The organism is Paenibacillus sp. AN1007, assembly GCF_040702995.1.
Lineage (GTDB): Bacteria > Bacillota > Bacilli > Paenibacillales > Paenibacillaceae > Paenibacillus.
This window is the reverse complement of sequence record NZ_CP159992.1, coordinates 3,224,937-3,242,939: the sequence shown is the minus strand read 5'-3', so window position 1 is coordinate 3,242,939 and position 18,003 is coordinate 3,224,937. Positions and strand designations below refer to the sequence as shown.

The 18,003-nt window shown below is 47.1% G+C and carries 14 protein-coding genes; 11 read left to right on the top strand and 3 right to left on the bottom strand.

The features are described 5' to 3' along the window. Positions 1–32 precede the first annotated feature (32 nt). The 10 genes from ABXS70_RS14190 to ABXS70_RS14145 all read left to right on the top strand — a co-directional run bounded on the left by ABXS70_RS14190 (position 33) and on the right by ABXS70_RS14145 (position 14,869). Positions 33–1,424, top strand: coding sequence for an extracellular solute-binding protein (locus tag ABXS70_RS14190; RefSeq protein ID WP_342556305.1), 1,392 nt, complete (start codon positions 33–35; stop codon positions 1,422–1,424). A 256-nt stretch (positions 1,425–1,680) separates the two neighbouring features. Then, a complete protein-coding gene (locus ABXS70_RS14185; RefSeq protein ID WP_366296418.1) occupies positions 1,681–4,593 on the top strand; it encodes an extracellular solute-binding protein in 2,913 nt (970 codons plus the stop codon). A gap of 72 nt (positions 4,594–4,665) precedes the next feature. Continuing rightward, the gene (locus ABXS70_RS14180; RefSeq protein WP_342556306.1) at positions 4,666–5,571 is read left to right on the top strand and encodes a sugar ABC transporter permease; all 906 of its coding nucleotides are present in this window, start codon (positions 4,666–4,668) and stop codon (positions 5,569–5,571) included. Between the two features lie 3 nt (positions 5,572–5,574). Further along, positions 5,575–6,438 carry a carbohydrate ABC transporter permease gene (locus tag ABXS70_RS14175; RefSeq protein WP_342555626.1) on the top strand — a complete coding sequence of 288 codons (864 nt, stop codon included), beginning with the start codon at positions 5,575–5,577 and terminating at the stop codon, positions 6,436–6,438. A gap of 17 nt (positions 6,439–6,455) precedes the next feature. Next, positions 6,456–7,895 (top strand): gluconolactonase, encoded by a 1,440-nt coding sequence (locus ABXS70_RS14170; RefSeq protein WP_366296416.1) that lies wholly within the window; start codon positions 6,456–6,458, stop codon positions 7,893–7,895. After that, entirely contained in the window at positions 7,882–8,505 is a 624-nt protein-coding gene (locus ABXS70_RS14165) for a Yip1 family protein (protein ID WP_342555628.1), read from the top strand. Before ABXS70_RS14170 ends, ABXS70_RS14165 begins: the two co-directional genes overlap by 14 nt. Before the next feature lie 22 nt (positions 8,506–8,527). Continuing rightward, a complete protein-coding gene (locus tag ABXS70_RS14160) occupies positions 8,528–11,200 on the top strand; it encodes a DUF5696 domain-containing protein (RefSeq protein WP_342555629.1) in 2,673 nt (890 codons plus the stop codon). Continuing rightward, positions 11,197–12,096 (top strand): sugar ABC transporter permease, encoded by a 900-nt coding sequence (locus ABXS70_RS14155; protein ID WP_342555630.1) that lies wholly within the window; start codon positions 11,197–11,199, stop codon positions 12,094–12,096. The genes ABXS70_RS14160 and ABXS70_RS14155 overlap by 4 nt, the downstream gene beginning before the upstream one ends. A gap of 31 nt (positions 12,097–12,127) precedes the next feature. Beyond that, positions 12,128–13,141, top strand: a complete 1,014-nt coding sequence (locus ABXS70_RS14150) for a carbohydrate ABC transporter permease (protein WP_342555631.1) — start codon at positions 12,128–12,130, stop codon at positions 13,139–13,141. Between the two features lie 180 nt (positions 13,142–13,321). Next, a complete protein-coding gene (locus ABXS70_RS14145; protein WP_342555632.1) occupies positions 13,322–14,869 on the top strand; it encodes a glycoside hydrolase in 1,548 nt (515 codons plus the stop codon). Positions 14,870–15,074: 205 nt separating this feature from the next. Here ABXS70_RS14145 and ABXS70_RS14140 read toward each other — a convergent pair whose 3' ends face one another. From ABXS70_RS14140 to ABXS70_RS14130, 3 genes are all read right to left on the bottom strand, one after another. Further along, a complete protein-coding gene (locus tag ABXS70_RS14140) occupies positions 15,075–15,386 on the bottom strand; it encodes a cupin domain-containing protein (RefSeq protein WP_342556307.1) in 312 nt (103 codons plus the stop codon). Positions 15,387–15,476: 90 nt separating this feature from the next. Then, positions 15,477–16,325 carry an AraC family transcriptional regulator gene (locus tag ABXS70_RS14135; RefSeq protein ID WP_366296413.1) on the bottom strand — a complete coding sequence of 283 codons (849 nt, stop codon included), beginning with the start codon at positions 16,323–16,325 and terminating at the stop codon, positions 15,477–15,479. A 276-nt stretch (positions 16,326–16,601) separates the two neighbouring features. Beyond that, positions 16,602–17,051 carry a DUF1569 domain-containing protein gene (locus ABXS70_RS14130; protein WP_366296411.1) on the bottom strand — a complete coding sequence of 150 codons (450 nt, stop codon included), beginning with the start codon at positions 17,049–17,051 and terminating at the stop codon, positions 16,602–16,604. Positions 17,052–17,203: 152 nt separating this feature from the next. Here ABXS70_RS14130 and ABXS70_RS14125 point away from each other — a divergent pair, with 152 nt between their 5' ends. Beyond that, on the top strand, positions 17,204–17,980 hold the full coding sequence (locus tag ABXS70_RS14125) for a methyltransferase domain-containing protein (protein WP_366296409.1): 777 nt from the start codon (positions 17,204–17,206) through the stop codon (positions 17,978–17,980). The last annotated feature ends 23 nt before the right edge of the window (positions 17,981–18,003 follow it).

The window sequence follows — 18,003 nt, the reverse complement described above, 5'->3', positions numbered from 1 at the left end:
TTATTTAAGGGAGGCAGCCCGTGTTGAAAAAAATGATTTCTAACCAAATGATGATGTTTGTTTTATTTGCCGCATTGATCACGATTTTGTCTGCATGCAGCGGTTCTGACAAGCCAGCCGAGCCAACTGCCAAACCAGCTGAAACGGAAACGAGCACAACGCCAGCGAAAGAGGAAGAAAAGGAAGAGGCTGCGCCAGCACCTGATTTAAATGGACGGGTCATTCGAATATCTCACTGGTGGGATGCCACACCAAAAGGGGATGCGGAGTCCGATGAACTTGCGCGTGAGCGGATTAAAATGGTGGAAGAAAAGTATAACGTGAAGATCAAGTATTTGAACACCGAATACTGGTCTACTTCTGAAAAGCTGTCTTCCTCGGTACTGGCTAACGAGCCTTTTGCAGAAATAGTCCGTATTCCCGATGGTTTCATCTGGGGACTTATGCAGGGCGGATTCCTGACACCTCTGGATGATTATCTCAAAGACACCCGGGTGGAGAAGGATGTTATTGATTCCATGCGCTTTGGAGGCGATAAGGTATATGGCCTGGAGAGCTGGTATACCCCGAATGAGAGCGGCATGTTCTATAACAAACGGATTTTTAAAGAAGCAGGTTTGAAAGACCCGCAGCAGTTGATGGATGAAGATAACTGGAACTGGAATACGATGCTGGATGCCGCCAAAAAGCTAACCGTTGACCGCAACGGGGACGGCAAAATGGATCAGTACGGTTTGGCGGGAGCACATTATGTCCTTTCAGAGATGCTGATCGCAAGCAACGGCGCTAAATTATACGATGAACAGACAGGTAAAGTGACGTTTAATTCACCCGAAGCGATGGAAGCGCTTAACTTCCTGCACAGTCTGTATAACGAGCATAAAGTGATCAAAGCCAATGGAGGTAACGACTGGGAAGATCCGGCCAAATATTTCGGAGAAGGTACCATTGCGATGTATCCAGGCGGGCTCTGGGAGATTGAAGGACGGATTGTCGATAAGATGAAGGACGAGTGGGGTTATGTCTACATGCCGAAAGGTCCGCAGGCGAAAACCTATCATGAACCATTTGGTCAGACGGCAGCTTATGTGATTCCCAAGGGTGTGAAAGATGCGGATGTCATCGTGAAGATCTGGGAGGATCTCCAGGACTTTGATAACTGGCAGGATAACCGCAGACTATCCCTTGAAAATATTTTGCCGGATGAGACTTCGATTGCGAATGCGATGAACGATGATGGGAAAGTGCAGCGCTTGTATGGCGGACGTTTCGGTGGTCTGGGCATCAAGGAGCAGCTGGACAGTGTAACTGAGAAGTTTGTTAAAGGCGAAATTACACCTTCGACAGGTGTTGCACAAGTCATTGCCCCTGCGCAGGCTGCAGTGAAAAAAGTGCTGAGCGGAGAGCAGGACAAGAAAAAATAATTTGTATAAGTTGAACTATGAAAAAACGAAGCGGTCGCCTGAGAACTTTCTGAAAGAAAGCTGCATCGGAAGCATTCGCTTGTCATCGTAGTGCTCCGTGTAAACATTTTGAGTTCAATTTATACAGCAATTTTTATCAATTGAGGCGATTGAAAAAATTGACGGCCTCATATCTGTTCTCGGTTAGCCGGGAAACAAATTTGCGGGCCGTCCATCTGATTACGTTTACGAGAGTCAGTTAAAGGAGGGGCATTGGGTGAAATTCACATTATCCCGAGTGACGATTGTTGTCGTCATGGTAATGCTCGTCGTGGTGTATGCGATATCCAGTTCCGGGGCAAGTGGTAATTCCAAAACCGGAAATCGAACATCAGATCTGAGCCGTGTGATGCCGATATCGGAATCGGCTGCTGAGGGCAGTTACGATTATTACCTGCAGCAGTATCGGAACGAGAAGCGGCCTTCAAGGGAAATTATCATTAAGGGAGCTGATTACACAGCTGCCGAAGGGATGAAGCCCGAGATGATTACGGAGCTCGGCGGCGAAACGGGCAGGTTCATAAGAACAGAGGAGAGTGGTTCCGTCGCCTGGGAAGTGGATGTTCCTGAATCAGGAATGTATCACATGACTTTGCGCTATTACCCGATTCAGGGCAAGAGCTCTGCCATCGAACGTGAATTATGGATCGACGGGAATCTGCCCTTCGCGACAGCGCGGAATATGAGCTTTCACCGGGTATGGGTCAATGAAAAAGACGAAATTGAACAGGACAACAGAGGCAATGACTTACGTCCGCGTCAGATTGAAGCACCCATGTGGCAGGAGTCCATCCTGAGAGATAAAGAAGGCTATTATGAAGAGCCGTACCAGTTTTATTTTTCAGCAGGGAAACACTCCATAAAGTTCGTCTCGACGAGGGAACCGATGGTCATTGATTCGATCAAACTTCATCATTATGAGGAACCGCCATCCTATGCCGAACTGAAGCAGGAGTACGAGCAGAAGGGATACGCGGCAACCAGCGGACATTTGATCAAAGTTCAAGGGGAGCAGGCCGCTTACAAGTCATCACCGACACTGTACCCGATTACAGATCGATCCAGCACATCGACGGAGCCGTACGATGTTTCCAAGATTAGAATGAACACGATTGGCGGAAACAACTGGCGTGTGCCGGGGCAGTGGATTGCATGGGAAATGGATGTACCAGAGGATGGTTTATATAAAATTGCGATCAAAGGCAGACAGGAACTGCTGAGGGGGATCTACTCGACCCGGTCCCTGCAGATTGATAACAAGATTCCATTCAAAGAGATGACACAGATTCCATTTTTCTATGATTCGGATTGGCAGATGAACGTCCTAGGCAGCGAAGAAGAGCCGTATCTATTTTACTTAACCAAAGGAAAACATGACCTGCAGCTTGAGGTCAGTCTGGGAGCGATTGCGCCTCTGATCCGTCAGGTTGAAGCCAGTGTGCTTGAGATTAATGCGATGTATCGAAAAATTCTGATGATCACAGGTAATGTACCCGACCCGTATCGTGATTATCAATTAGAGAAGCAGATTCCAGATATGGTGGATGTGTTTCACGAGCAGAGTGATATTCTGAATGCTGTATCTGAAGAATTGATTCGTCTAACAGGTGAAAAAAGTGATAAAACCGCGATTTTGAATAAAACCGCTTATCAGCTGGCCGATCTCGCTAACAAGCCGGAAACCGTTCAGAAACGGTTGTCCCAGTTCAAAATCAACGTCGGCAGCGTCGGTTCCTGGCTTCTGGAAGTTCGGGAGCAGCCGCTGGAGATTGACTATCTGCTCTTGGCTTCCCCTGATGAAAAGCTGCCAAAAGCAAATGATTCGGCGTTCAGGAAAGCAGGACATGAGGTGTCGTCTTTCTTCCATTCCTTCTTCGAGGATTACGATACGATTGGCAGCACAGCAGATGAGGATAAATCCGTTACCGTCTGGATTGGTACAGGTCGCGACCAGGCGCAGGTATTAAAAGCGATGATTGATGACACATTTACCCCGCTAACGGGCATAAGTGTAAATCTCAAACTGGTCAATGCGGACGTGCTGCTTCGTGCTTCGCTTGCGGGAGAAGGCCCGGATGTGGCGATGCAGGTAGGCAATGATGTGCCGGTTAACTTCGGGATGCGTCATGCGGCAGAAGATTTGTCCACCTATCCGGGGTATCACGAGTTGATTAAACAGTTCAGAGATAGTGCCATGGTACCTTATCAATTTGAAGACCAAGTATTCGCGCTGCCGGAACAGCAAATCTTCAACATGTTATTTTACCGAAAAGATATTCTGGAGCAGCTTGATCTGGAGCCCCCGCAGACGTGGGAAGACGTGTACGCCATGATTCCGGTGCTGCAGAAGCACAACATGGAAATGGCACTGCCGCTTGCCCAAACGACAGGGGTACCGGTGCTTGAAGTGAACCGGGCATACGCAATGCTGCTCTATCAGATGGGCGGTTCATTCTATTTAGACCAGGGTGCCCGAAGTGGTATGGATACCGAAACGGGACTGGAGGCGTTCAAAGAGTGGACGAATTTTTATACGAGTTATAAGCTTCCGCTCACCTTTGATTTCCCGATGCGTTTTAGAACAGGTGAAATGCCAGTAGGCATTATGGATTATACCTTCTACAACTATTTGTCCGTATCTGCTCCAGAGATCAAGGGGCTGTGGGAGTTCATCCCGGTTCCAGGCATCAAGCAGCAGGATGGAAGCATCAAACGCGATGTGGCGAGCGGCGGCACGGCGACGGTCATGCTGAAACAATCCAAGCATAAGGATGCGGCATGGGAATTCATGAAATGGTGGGTCAGCAAGGATGCGCAGGTTCGATTCGGACGGGAAATGGAAGGTCTGATGGGAGCTGCTGCGCGCTATCCGACGGCCAACATTGAAGCACTGCAGGAGTTACCTTGGCCAATTCGCGATTACCGCAGTCTGGAAGAACAGTGGGATTGGGTACAGGGTGTTCCGGAGGTTCCTGGAGGTTACTTTACAGGTCGCCATCTGGACAATGCACTGCGTGAAGTCGTGAATAACGGTACCAATTCGACCGATGCAATCTACGATTACGTGCAGGAAATCAACTATGAAATTCAGCAGAAACGAAAAGAGTTTAAATTGGACGGAATGCGCTAGGGAGGGACTCTTTTGCAAAAGGCAGACATGGTGACCAAAACTAGTTCTCAGCCCAAGCGCACGCCTGCCGGCATGCCGGGGAAATGGGAACTCTTTGTCAGAGATATGAAGCGGGATAAGCATCTGTATGTGCTGCTATCTCCGTATATGTTGTTATTTTTATTATTTACGGTGTTTCCCGTCATCATCTCCATTTTCTTCAGTTTTACCAATTTCAATATGCTGGAGTTTCCACAATGGGTCGGCTGGGAGAATTATTCCAAGCTGCTCTGGAATGATGATGTGTTCTTAATTGGTCTCAAAAATACGATTATTTTCTCGGTAGTCACCGGCCCTGTCAGCTATATCGCCTGTTTCGTATTTGCTTGGCTGATCAATGAGCTGAATCCCAAGGTGAGAGCCTTTATGACCCTGATTTTTTTTGCGCCTTCGATTTCGGGTAATGTGTTTTTTATTTGGCAAATTATTTTCTCCGGGGATTCGTACGGTATTATGAATGGCTTCTTGATGAAAACAGGCATTCTCTATGAGCCGATTCTATGGCTGCAGGATCCGAAATATATGCTGGCGATTATTATGCTTGTGCAGCTGTGGCTCAGTTTGGGAACCAGTTTTCTGGCATTCATCGCCGGTTTGCAGACCGTGGATCGTACGCTGTATGAAGCAGGCGCCATCGATGGAGTGCAGAATCGCTGGCAGGAGCTGTGGTACATTACGCTGCCTTCGATGCGGCCTCAGCTGATGTTTGGTGCGGTGATTCAGATTACCGCGTCCTTGGCGGTTGCCGAAGTCGCTACGGCGCTGGCCGGTTTCCCAAGTGTGCAGTATGGTGCGCATACGATCGTCACTCACTTGATGGATTACGGAACGATCCGCTTCGAAATGGGTTATGCGTCTGCCATCGCAACGGTGTTATTCGGTCTGATGCTGGGTTCCAACCTGCTTGTACAAAAGCTTCTGAAGAGAGTGGGGGAATAGCAGATGAAGATAGCCCTGCGTATGAAACGAAAAATCAACCGATCTTGGCAGGTCGATATCCTGCTGTTCCTGCTGCTTGGCGGATTTGGTGCATTTATGGCAGTTCCACTCATCTATGTCATCAATAATGCGTTTAAACCACTGGATGAGCTGTTCATATTCCCGCCAACTTTGTTTGTTCGGAATCCAACGTTTGAGAACTTTTCTGATTTATTTCAGGTAATGAAAAATTCATGGGTTCCTTTTTCGAGATACATTTTTAATACGGTGTTCATTACGGCAGCCGGTACATTCGGTCATATCATTCTGGCCTCTGCGGCAGCATACCCGCTGGCGAAACACAAGTTTCGCGGACACAAGGTTTTGTTCACCGTGATTGTATTGTCCCTGATGTTCTCACCGCATGTCACGGCCATTCCCAACTATATGATCATGTCGACGCTCGGCTGGCTTGATTCGTATCAAGCGATCATTATTCCGGCTTTTGCTTATCCACTCGGCTTATATCTGATGAAGCAGTTTATGGAGCAGATTCCGGATGCACTGCTGGAGGCGGCCAAAATGGATGGTGCGAGCGAATACCGGATTTTCCTCCAGGTGGTTATGCCGCTTGTTAAACCGGCCTGGTTAACCCTGCTCATCCTGATGATGCAGATGCTGTGGGGAACGGATGGCGGCAGCTTTATCTACAGTGAGCAGCTCAAAACGATGCATTACGCCATGGGACAGATTGTTCAAGGGGGAATTGCTCGTGCAGGGGTAGGAGCTGCCGTTGCTGTCATCATGATGACGGTGCCGATCGTGACGTTTGTATTGTCGCAGAGCAATGTCATTCAAACGATGGCTTCATCCGGCATGAAGGATTAAGGGAGAGGGTGTTAGAGATGAGAGTGAAATCATGGCTAATCGTTCTGGCAGCTTCCCTGCTGATTGCCGGACTCGGACATAACCAGGCTCATGCGGCACCGTATGAGGGGTATACCTACAACTATTGGGGAGATGCGGTGAAGTCACCGATTGCTTTTCTTCCCTCTAGAGTCATCACAGGTGATGAGGCCGGAACAGGAGCTTGGCAGTCTCCGCTGGATTTATATGCTGCGAAAGATGGCCTGCTCTATGTTCTGGATTCTGGAAATGGGCGGATCGTTGTCTTAAATGAGAAATGGGAAACGGTTCGGGTCATCCAGAATTTTAAACATGACGGGAAGCAGGACAACTTTAACAATCCTGAAGGGCTCTTTGTGACGGAGGCGGGGCGAATTTACGTAGCCGATACGGATAACAGACGCATTGTAGAGCTGAAGCAGGATGGTACATTTGTCCGTGCCATCGGTGCGCCAGAGTCGGAAGTGCTTAGTGATACGTTTGAGTATTTCCCTAGAAAGGTCATCGTGGACAAAGCCGGACGAATCTATGTCGTTGGTCGGGGTGTCTTCGAAGGACTGATTGAATTTGATAGTGACGGGCGATTTACGGGATTTATGGGCACGAACCGTGTGCAGTTTGATCCGGTTGATCTGTTCTGGAAAACCGTATCCACCAAGGAGCAGCGCGAGAAAATGATTCGGTTTATCCCGCTCGAGTTCAACAACGCAGACGTGGATGATGGCGGGTTTATCTACACCACAACAGCGGACAAAAATACAGCTTCAGCAGTCAAAAGGTTGAATCCGTCCGGTATTGACGTACTTCGGGTCAACGGTGAATTTGCACCAGTCGGAGACTTGACCTTCAATCGCTCTTCCTTCGTAGATATCAAGGTGTCCAGTAACGGCGTCTATCGCGCGCTGGATTCAACAAGAGGACGGGTGTTCACGTATAACGAGGATGGCAATCTGCTGTATGTCATTGGTCAGCTTGGCAATCAGATCGGTACGTTTAAAAATCCGGTTGCCATTGAAAGCTATGGTGATGCGGTCTATGTGCTGGATCGGGATCTCGGCCGGATTACGGAATTCAAGGCGACCACCTTTGGAAGTTTGGTTAACGAAGCCAATCGGCTCTACAGCTCGGGCAAACATACAGAAGCCGCCAAGTTGTGGCAGGAGGTACTGCGCCTTGATGCCAACTATGAGATGGCTTACGTCGGTATCGGCAAATCCATGCTGCGAGAAGGAAAATACAAAGAAGCGATGACCTATCTGAAGCTGGGGAATGACCGTGAATATTATTCCAAAGCATTGGCGAAATATCGGAGAGAGTACATGCGGGAATATTTCGGAATGTACATGACGATAGCCATCGGGCTGCTGGTCGGTGTGATCATCTGGCGCCGAATAGCGAGAGCAAGAAACGAGAGGGGGATCGGAGATGTCGTTAATTAAAGAACTCAAATACTCGCTGCATGTTGCGGTGCGTCCTTTCGACGGATACTGGGATTTGAAATATGAAAATAAAGGAAGACTTCGTGTTGCACTGCTGGTGCTGCTTGCTGTGACCGTAACGATGATCCTGAAGCGGCAGTTTGCCGGATATGTTGTCAATGACAACTACCCGCTTTCGCTCAACAGTGTTAACGAGTTCAAATATATCGTGCTCCCATTCCTTCTCTGGTGCATTTCCAATTGGTCGCTGACCACACTGATGGACGGGGAAGGCAAATTCAAAGACATCGTCATTGCAGCGGGATATGCGATGCTTCCGCTTATACTGGTCAACATTCCCAATATTTTGCTGAGTAATGTGATCACGCTGCGTGAATCTTCTTTTTATTACCTGCTTGATTCGTTCGGTGTCATCTGGTTTGTGTGGCTGCTTTTTATCGGAACCAAGACGGTACATCAGTATTCGGTCATGAAAACGATGATGACCATGCTGCTTACGCTGGTTGTGATGGGTGTTGTCATCTTCCTGGGCCTGCTTTTCTTTAGCCTGATCCAGCAAATTATCAGTTTCGGTTATACCCTCTTTCAGGAGATTACACTGCGCGAATAGGAGAAGAAAGGAGGTGCCTGATATGAAAAAAAAGCGTACTGCATTGGCTGCGGCTATCCTCGCTGCAAGCTTGTTCATGTCTCAAAATGTTAACTATGCGGAATCCGTATCGGAACGGGTGGCAGCCACATCTGGCGATTCACAAGAGACGAGTAAGAATACATCTGTTGAGTCGTCTGAAACACAACAAGCTTCATCGGAGCAGGAGTCTACGGCGGCGAATCCTGAACACGAGGGAAAGGAGCAGTCTGCTGCAAGCAACTCGGGAGGGAATACAGCGTCTGCGAATCAACAGAAGAACGGAGCCGCAGCTGTTCCTGAAGGGATGGAAGCTGCGGCAGAGAATGACGGTCTGATTCTGTATTTAAAGCCGGAAACGACAGAGATTGCGATCAAGGATAAGCAGAACGGAGCCATGTGGTTTTCCAACCCGCAGGATCGTGAACAGGATGCCATCGCTACCGGTTATAACAAGTCCCAGCTGAATGTGCAGTTTGAATTGACGTATTACGATAATACGGGCAATGCGCTCAAATACGATAATTTTACGCACAGTGTAGAAAGCGGTCAGTTTGAAGTTGAAAAAGTAGAGGACGGCTTCAACATCGTTTACACGCTGGGTGAAGTCAAAAGTGATATTGAAGCCATCCCTAAATATATTAGCGAGGAACGATTTAACACGTTGATTCTCGCGAAACTGGAGGAGAAGGATCAGAAGGAGATCGAGAAGCGCTTTAAGTATGATGAACAGAATAAGCGCTACGAAAGACGGGACTCTTCCCTGAAAGGTGTAGGTTTATCCAAAGTAACCAAAATTTTTGAGTCCATCAACTATGACGAGGCACAGATCGCAATAGACAAAGCGGCCTACGGTGAAGAGGAAAACGGGAGCGAAAGTGTCGTTGTGCCTGTCCACTATCGGCTGGAGGAAGGACGTTTGCGTGTATCCATCCCGGAGAACGGTATCCAGTACCCGGATACGATGAAGATTCAATCGTTGTCTCTACTTCCGTTTTTTGGAGCCAGCGGACCAAAGGACAAAGGATATAGTCTGGTACCGGACGGATCGGGATCGCTGATTTATTTTAATAATAAAAAAACATCGGTATCCCCATACAGCACAGCCCTGTATGGCAGCGATCATGCCGTGAACCAGCTTACCCAGATTCAGAAGGAACAGATAGCGAGAATACCAGTGTTTGGCATGAGTTATGGAGATAAAGGGTATCTTGCGGTCATCGATAAAGGCGATGCGGTCGCATCGGTCGAGGCGGATGTCAGCGGCAGATTGAATCAGTACAACACCGTGCATTCAAGCTTTGCGCTGAGCAGCATGGAAGAGGTTACCCTTACGAATGGCTGGCGTTCCAGCACAGTCAAACGGTTTCAGGCGCAGCCTTTTCATAACGAGATGGCCGTGGTCTATCAATTTCTGGGCGCAGATCATGCGAGCTATTCCGGCATGGCCGCTGCCTATCGGGAATATCTGACGGAGCAAAAGAAACTCACCCGTTTGGCTGATGACACTAAACTGCCTTTCTACGTGGAACTAATCGGGGGTATTCCGAAGAAAAAATTTTTCCTCGGCATCCCGTACAATGCCTATGAACCACTGACGACGTTTGAAGAGGCACAGGATATTTTGAAAGAAATGCAGAGCCTTGGTGTGAAGGACATCCAGCTTCGCTACTCGGGATGGTTTGGCGGAGGCATCCATCACGATATGCCGAAGTCTATCGATGTTGACAAGAAGCTTGGTGGCACTAAAGGTTTGCACAGCCTGCAGGCCTATGCACAGCAGCATGGTTTTGGATTCTACCCGGATGTATCCTTCCTGGAGGCGTTCCCGGAAGCAAAAGGATTCAAAAAATCATATGCTTCACGCCAAATTACGGGCAAACTTGCGCAGTTGTTTCCTTACCGGATCTCCACCTTTACGCGGGATGATGAAGTTTCTCCGGGATATGTCATCAGTCCGGAGGCGGTGCCAGGCATTGTGAGCGGATTTTTGCAGGATTACAAGCAAATGGGGCTTTCGGGTCTATCCCTTCGGGATTTAGGTGAGCAGCTGAATTCCGATTTTAACCGCGCTAACGTGATCAATCGCGAGCAGGCCAAAGAAGTTGTGAAGCAGCAGCTTGAGCAGATACAGAGTTCGGGGGCAGCCCTTCTTGTGGAAGGCGGCAATAGTTATGCAGGTCCGTATGCCAGACATATTGTGGATGCACCTGTGAGCAGCAGTGGGTTTAACATCACGGATGAAGCGGTGCCTTTTTTCCAAATGGTATATCACGGCTATGTACAGTACACAGGAAAAGCATGGAACATGGCCGATGATCAGGACTCCCATATGCAGATGCTGCGGGCCATCGAAACCGGATCGGCACCGTATTACACGTGGTTTTATGCAGATCCATCCGCGATCAAACTGACAAGTTTTGATGCGTTATTTTCAGCCGATTATCGGCGCTGGATTCAGGAATCTGCTGCCCGCTATCAGGAACTCAGCAGCGTACTGCAGGATGTACAGAATCAAAGCATCGTTAAACATGAGAAGCTGAGCAAGGGCGTTTATCAAACGACTTTTGAAAAAGGCAAAACAGTCATTGTGAATTACAATGACACCGCTGTGGATCTAAACGGCATACGTGTGGCAGCGAAGAGCTACCAGGTAGGAGGTGACATGCCGGAATGAAACTGAAGAAACTATCTCTAGAGCAAAAAAACAGATATTACGGTTTGTATTTTATCCTGCCTTGGTTCATCGGTTTTCTGCTTCTGTTCATGGTGCCGCTGATCTCTTCGTTCCGATACAGTCTCAGCAATCTGCAGGTGTCCAATGAAGGGTTTACGCTCGAGTATATCGGTTTGGCTAATTTCCGTGAGGCGCTGTTCTCTCATGAATCCTATGTGAGGATGTTAACGGAATCCGTGATCAATATTGTCGTGAATACCCCGTTAATTATTATTTTCAGCCTGTTTTTTGCCGTGATTCTGAACCAGAAGTTTCATGGCAGAGTGCTGGCGAGAGCGATTTTTTTCCTTCCGGTCATTCTGGCCTCGGGAATTATTGCGAGTATTGAAAACGGGGATTTGATGCAATCCGTTGTGCGCAGTGCCAACGACATGACGGGCGGTGGACTTTCCGTGATGAAAAATCTGGATCTGACCATTATGCTGCTTGAATCCGGCATGAGTCCCATTATTGTAGAATATCTCACAGGTGCGGTAAGCCGAATTTACGAAATTGTCAGTCAGTCCGGCGTTCAGATTCTGATTTTCCTTGCGGGTCTGCAGTCGATCTCTCCATCACTGTATGAAGCGGCCAAAATTGAGGGATCAACAGGCTATGAAGCCTTTTGGAAAATAACGTTCCCGATGCTGAGCCCATTAATTCTGACGAATCTGGTCTACACCATTGTGGACAGCTTCATCAGTGATCAGACGAGTCGGCTGGTGGTGGATACGGCCTTCAAGAGCTTTAACTTTGGACTCAGTGCGGCGATGTCCTGGATGTATTTTGGCGTGATTGCCCTGATCCTGTGGGTAACGACTGCTCTTGTGTCCCGCAAGGTCTTTTATCAAAATTAGCGATGTCTGAACAAGAAAAAGGAGGCCTGACATGAAGACTGAAACCGCAGCAGGACAGCCGCCTGCGAAGAAGGAATGGCTGGAGCGCCTGGGTTCCACGGCCTACTGGTTTGAAGCGATTAAAAAGTGGGCGTGGATTCTGGTTCGGTTTGTCCTGATCTTTGGCATATCATTTGTCATTCTATATCCGATTTTGCTGAAAATATCGATTTCCTTTAAAAGCATGTCCGATCTGTATGATCCCACGGTGATCTGGATTCCGCGCACGTTTACATTGGAAAACTTTAAACTGGTCTTTACGGCGATGAATTATCCCAGCGTGCTGATGAACACGCTATGGTTGTCTTCTGCGGTGATGCTGCTTCAGACGATAACCTGTGTGCTGGCAGGTTACGGGTTTGCAAGAATCAAGTTCAGAGGCAGCGGTTTTCTGTTTGCTGCCGTAATCTTCACCATTTTGGTGCCTTCCCAGACGATCATGATTCCGCTCTATCTGAATTTTAAAAATTTTGACGTCATGGGCTTGATCGAACTGTTTCGCGGCAGTCCGGCTAATCTGATTAATACGTATTGGCCGTTTCTGATCTCTGCAGCACTCGGAATGGGCGTGAAAACAGGTTTGTATGTTTACATTTTCCGCCAGTTCTTCAGAGGTATTCCGCGTGAAATTGAAGAGGCGGCATACGTGGATGGCGCAGGATATTTCAAAACGTTTGGACGTATTATTTTGCCGAATGCGATACCTTCCATGGTTACGGTCATGCTGTTCTCGTTCGTATGGCAGTGGAATGACTCATTCTTCACCAACATGTACCTGAACGAACCGAAAGTCATGTCGTCGATGATGTCGTCCTCCGGATTTACGATTGCTACGTATCTGACAGGCGGGGGGCAGGCCGCGGCATCCTATACGCAGGATCCATTTTTCATGTCCATGATGATGAATACAAGTGTACTGATGGCGATTCTGCCGCTTATTATCATCTATCTGTTCGTGCAGCGTCACTTTGTTGAGAGTGTGGAACGTTCAGGGCTTGTAGGATAAGAGCAGACGGAACAGGTCACGAACTGCTGATTTTACTTGTTAATTTGTAAGGTCATTGAATTGAGAGGAGGCTGTCTGAGTAGTATATGGCAGTCTCTAATCGGTTTCTATTTCACTACAATGCAGCGGCTCGCTGGTACAGATGTTAAATAAGTAGATTCGAAAAGAGGAGGATGAGAGATGCAGGGAGATAAGCATGTATCCGAAGTGAAGCTGGATGCACAAGTCAGGATCAATGGGGAGACATGTTATCAGAGTGTAGACAATTTTGGTGCGTCGGATGCGTGGTCGATGGAACCGCTCGGGAAACACTGGAGCGAGGAGAACAAAGTACAGATTGCCGATCTGTTATTTTCCAGAGAAAAAGGAATCGGGTTGTCCGCTTGGCGCTTCAACATAGGCGCAGGCTCAACAGAATCGGATCAGGATCAGATTCCTGACCCGTGGAGACGGGTAGAGGCTTTCAAAATGTCGGAGGAAGATGAATATGATTGGAGTAAACAATCGGGTCAGCAGTGGTTTCTTCAGGCTGCCCGTGAGCGGGGCGTCGAAACACTCATTGCTTTTGTCAACAGCCCTCCGGTTTGGATGACCAAAAATGGTCATGCGCAGCCTGATCCTGAAGTTGGTTCAACCAATCTGAAGCCAGGTTATGAAGGGAAGTTCGCCGCTTATCTCATTGATGTGTTAGAGCACTTCAAGCAAAATGGGGTTGCCTTCGACTACATCAGTCCCATTAATGAGCCGACCTGGGATTGGAATCAGGCTTGGCAGGAGGGGAATCGTTACAATAACGATGACCTGAAGCAGGTGATTCTCGAACTGTACCGCCAGCTGCAGCAGACGGAGCTGCAGACGCGGATCAGTGCACCAGACGGTGTGGAAATCACGTCGCTGCTGGACGATGAATATTATCGTCAATTCGCGGGCAGCGGCACGTATTCCAGCGGAGCTAACAAGCTCGGGACAGGGAAGTATCGTGAATACATAAAGGACATGATCGGTGATCCCCGGGTGAAAGAAGCCATAGGAAATAAGATCGCTTCCCACTCATACTGGTCTGACTACAGCAATCCCGGGGACGATCGGTTGGTTAGACTGAGGAAGCTGCTGTACACCAACCTGAAACATTATGATGAAGAGAGCAAGTACTGGGTAACGGAATACTGCATTCTGGGCGATTATGGTCCTGGACGTGATTTGGGTATCGAGCCTGCGCTGCATGTTGCGAGAACGATTCATTTTGATCTTGTGGAAGCGAGTGCAGCTGCTTGGCAGTGGTGGACTGCAGTTTCCAAAGTAGATTACAAGGATGGATTGATCTATACGAACTATAAGGAAACTGGCGACGAGCAAAATATACTGACTTCTAAAATGCTGTGGGTGCTCGGCAATTACAGCAGATTCATTCGGCCTGGCGCGAAGCGAGTAGACTTAACTGGGCTTGGTGAAGAAGCGGACAGCGGATTGCTCGGCTCGGCCTATATCCATGAGGGAGAACAGACAGTCACAGCTGTTTTTGTGAATCACGGTGAACAGGACAAGTGTATTCAGGTTAACCTTCATCAGCTGGGTTTGAGAGGCCCCATTATCACGATGGAGTCCTATGTGACGAATGCAGAATTGGATCTAAATTGTCAGGAGAGGATTACAGCTGCGGAAGAAGAGCAGTCTTTTATTGTCAATATTCCGGGGAAATCCGTTGTGACCCTCACTGGCTGTGCATAAAAAATAGAGAGTAAAGAGTAAAGAGTAAAAGTATAAGTAAAAGTAAAAGTTTAACACCAATCGTCACATCATGAAGCTGGGTAGAAGAAGCACTGCGTATTGAACCGTATTTGTCATGGTTTTCTAAATGATTAATGATTAGAGTGTTTATATAGACGTTATGTCCAGTAAAAAAAGAAAGGAGCATGGTGAGCTCCTTTCTATGTTATGCCTGTTTAGGCTCCATCAGCATGATATGACATTCGCTCTCGGCAGAAGGTTTGATTTCAAGTCCCTTTGGAACCACAAACATTTCGCCCTTGGCAATTTTCACTTGACCCTCACGCAGATCAATGATCATTACTCCATCAAGCACAACGAATAATTTATCTGTTTCTTCATGAGCATGCCATTCGTATTCTCCGATCATTTTGACGAGTTTAAATTGATAGTCATTCATCTCACCAATATATTTTGGAGACCAATATTCCGTAATTTTAGTTCGTTCCTCCATCGGTTTTATAATTTGATACTGCATCATCATTCCTCCTTCTGTTATCTAGACTTTCTGTCTGTTCATTGAAGTTCTCTAAGCTTGTCTATAAGTATACGAAGCTCTTCCTTCATTTCAAATGGACGGCTGCTGAAGTTTGGATGGATTATTGATGAATCTTTGACGATATACGGCAGGAGAACAGCCCACAAGTTTCTTGAACACTCTGCTGAAATAATATGCATCATGAATACCAACAGCTTGTGCAATATGATGTATCGCTTCTTGGCTCGTAAGCAGTATCTTTTTGGCCATCTTGATACGGTATTGGGACAGATATGCTGCCGGACCCATACCCGAATGTTTGGTGAAGACGTACGAGATCCGGTTGCGATTAACACCAAACTGTTCTGCCAGTGATGAAGTGGTATGATTTAAATAATAGTTTTCATGGATGTAACGGGAGATCTGCTCAAACAAGGTAGAAGAGTCAGATTTGGTTTGTCGATGTACAGCAGACACGAGGGTTTCATTCAGTACATCACGAAATAACATTTCCGTTTGAAACTTCGAAAGACCTCCACGCTGATTATACACTTGCCAGAGCTGCATAATCAGTTCTGTAAGGCGAGGGGATTGCCCCGTTGGTAATTCAAAATGCTGGTTGGAAAAGCTTGATCCTTCAAGCGCTGAACCATACGTCTCGTATAAAACAAGAATGTATTCCCAGTGGGTGTTGTGGAATGTTTTTTTAGCCAGTTTCATTCTGGCACCACCGTGAACGACTTTTCCCGGCGAAAGAATATAAGGCATCTCATTAAATTGGAATTGGATCTTTCCTGTGAGAGGAAACACAAATCCGGGATAAGAATCTGTGTAGTCAGCGTGCGGCACGCCAGGGATTCGGGCATACCGATAGATTCCTTTAACCTGAAAAGGAGTATGAGCAAAATGCTCTGCTAGTTGATTAACGTCTATGTTCACATGACCTGCCCCGTTTCAAATGTGCTTAGCGTTTACTTCTGGAGTAATGGTGTGATACTGCTTCCACATTATTGATAATCATTATCAATGTCAAGCGGAACGGAATGATCATTTTGTAAACAGGAATGATACGAAGGGAGCGAGGCAGGCCTTCTTATGCTATAAACGATAAAAATAAAAAATAGGAAGCTTATCCTATTTTTAGATAGTGAAGTTGGTACAGTATAGGAGGGGATGATGAGCATCTGGAAAAGGACTACGGAGAAGGGATAACAGTTAAACCCCGAATTGCTGCAGGTGATGATCCAAATGTTTGTAGATTCCTTGACCCCACTGCTCGGCGGTTAATTTCCCGAAGAAAGGATGGGGGTGGCGGGAGCATTGTGCCCGGCCGTTTACTTGAAAAGTGATAATCTGCTGTTTCAGTTTTTCTTTCTCTGTCCCAAACACTCGATCATCATCCACAACGATCGTCGGAATTGTCGACATATTATGCGGTAATGGCTTTTCATTATAGAACATCGGCTTGGCAAACCGCCCAACAAGTCTTCCAAGCAGTCCTCTAGGCGGAAACGTGTTCCCTAAGGGAATATCATGAAAAGCGGAGCAGTGAGCCAGCATTTGAGAAACCTGCATCGTTCCCCATTCAGGTGCGGCATCTTCCTTAAGCTGATCAATACGCGCAGTAATTGCAGCTGCATGCACGGGATTAAAAATACTTTTCACAGGAGCACCCCTATTCTTCACGAAATGATGCTGCTAACCGGATTGATTCCATTATTAATAGATTTATTCTCTTATGTTCAAGAATAATAAGATATGGTAAGTTTAGTCAATATAAAATAAAACAAAGCTGATAGTCATGGGAGGCTGCTGGAATGGAAAACAAGGAAACGTTTAATTTTGTAGCAGGTGAATATGATCGGTACAGACCCGTTTATCCAAGTGCGATGTTTGATGACATTTTTACATACCTGCAGATGAACAAAGAAGATCCTATACTTGAAATCGGATGTGGAACGGGACAAGCGACAGGCGGATTAGTGAGCAAGAATTATACGAACATTACCTGTATTGAACTCGGCAGTAACCTCGCAAAGTTCACCGCAGACAAATTCAAGGCATATCCCTCGATCCAAGTGATTAACACTTCTTTTGAGGACTGGAATAACGAAGGAAAGCAATTTCAACTAATCGTATCAGGAACAGCCTTTCACTTCATTGATCCTGAAATAGGTTATCGTCGTGCTTGGGAACTGCTTGAGAATACAGGGGGGATTGGCCTTTTTTGGACGATTCATGTACCTGGCTTTGATCCGCTGCACAACGAAATTCGTTCCCATTACGCAGCACTGGCTCCTCATCTCGATGATGCCCGGTATCCATCACCTGATGAAGTCATTCAGGAGCGCAGACAAATGACAGAGCAATCCGGTTGGTTCACGGATATTGTCGTTAAGGAGTACAACTGGACTCAGTCTTGTTCAAGTGAGGAGTACGCTGCGCTGTTAAATACTAATTCTAAGCATCAGCAGCTTTCTGAGGAAGTTCGGGGTTCACTACTGGAGCGAATCAAAAATTCGATTGATCATGCAGGTGGGACGATAGATAAACAGCACAAGGTTGCTCTTTTCCTGGGAAAGAAGAAAGTATAGATATATTAATTTCTGTACCATTC

Bases quoted from the DNA above. Each gene is read 5' to 3' on its own strand.
- ABXS70_RS14140 (WP_342556307.1), bottom strand. From the start codon at position 15,386: ATGCAGTATCAAATTATAAAACCGATGGAGGAACGAACTAAAATTACG.
- ABXS70_RS14175 (WP_342555626.1), top strand. From the start codon at position 5,575: ATGAAGATAGCCCTGCGTATGAAACGAAAAATCAACCGATCTTGGCAG.
- ABXS70_RS14125 (WP_366296409.1), top strand. From the start codon at position 17,204: ATGGAAAACAAGGAAACGTTTAATTTTGTAGCAGGTGAATATGATCGG.
- ABXS70_RS14155 (WP_342555630.1), top strand. From the start codon at position 11,197: ATGAAACTGAAGAAACTATCTCTAGAGCAAAAAAACAGATATTACGGT.
- ABXS70_RS14165 (WP_342555628.1), top strand. From the start codon at position 7,882: ATGTCGTTAATTAAAGAACTCAAATACTCGCTGCATGTTGCGGTGCGT.
- ABXS70_RS14180 (WP_342556306.1), top strand. From the start codon at position 4,666: ATGCCGGGGAAATGGGAACTCTTTGTCAGAGATATGAAGCGGGATAAG.
- ABXS70_RS14170 (WP_366296416.1), top strand. From the start codon at position 6,456: ATGAGAGTGAAATCATGGCTAATCGTTCTGGCAGCTTCCCTGCTGATT.
- ABXS70_RS14145 (WP_342555632.1), top strand. From the start codon at position 13,322: ATGCAGGGAGATAAGCATGTATCCGAAGTGAAGCTGGATGCACAAGTC.
- ABXS70_RS14160 (WP_342555629.1), top strand. From the start codon at position 8,528: ATGAAAAAAAAGCGTACTGCATTGGCTGCGGCTATCCTCGCTGCAAGC.
- ABXS70_RS14190 (WP_342556305.1), top strand. From the start codon at position 33: ATGATTTCTAACCAAATGATGATGTTTGTTTTATTTGCCGCATTGATC.
- ABXS70_RS14150 (WP_342555631.1), top strand. From the start codon at position 12,128: ATGAAGACTGAAACCGCAGCAGGACAGCCGCCTGCGAAGAAGGAATGG.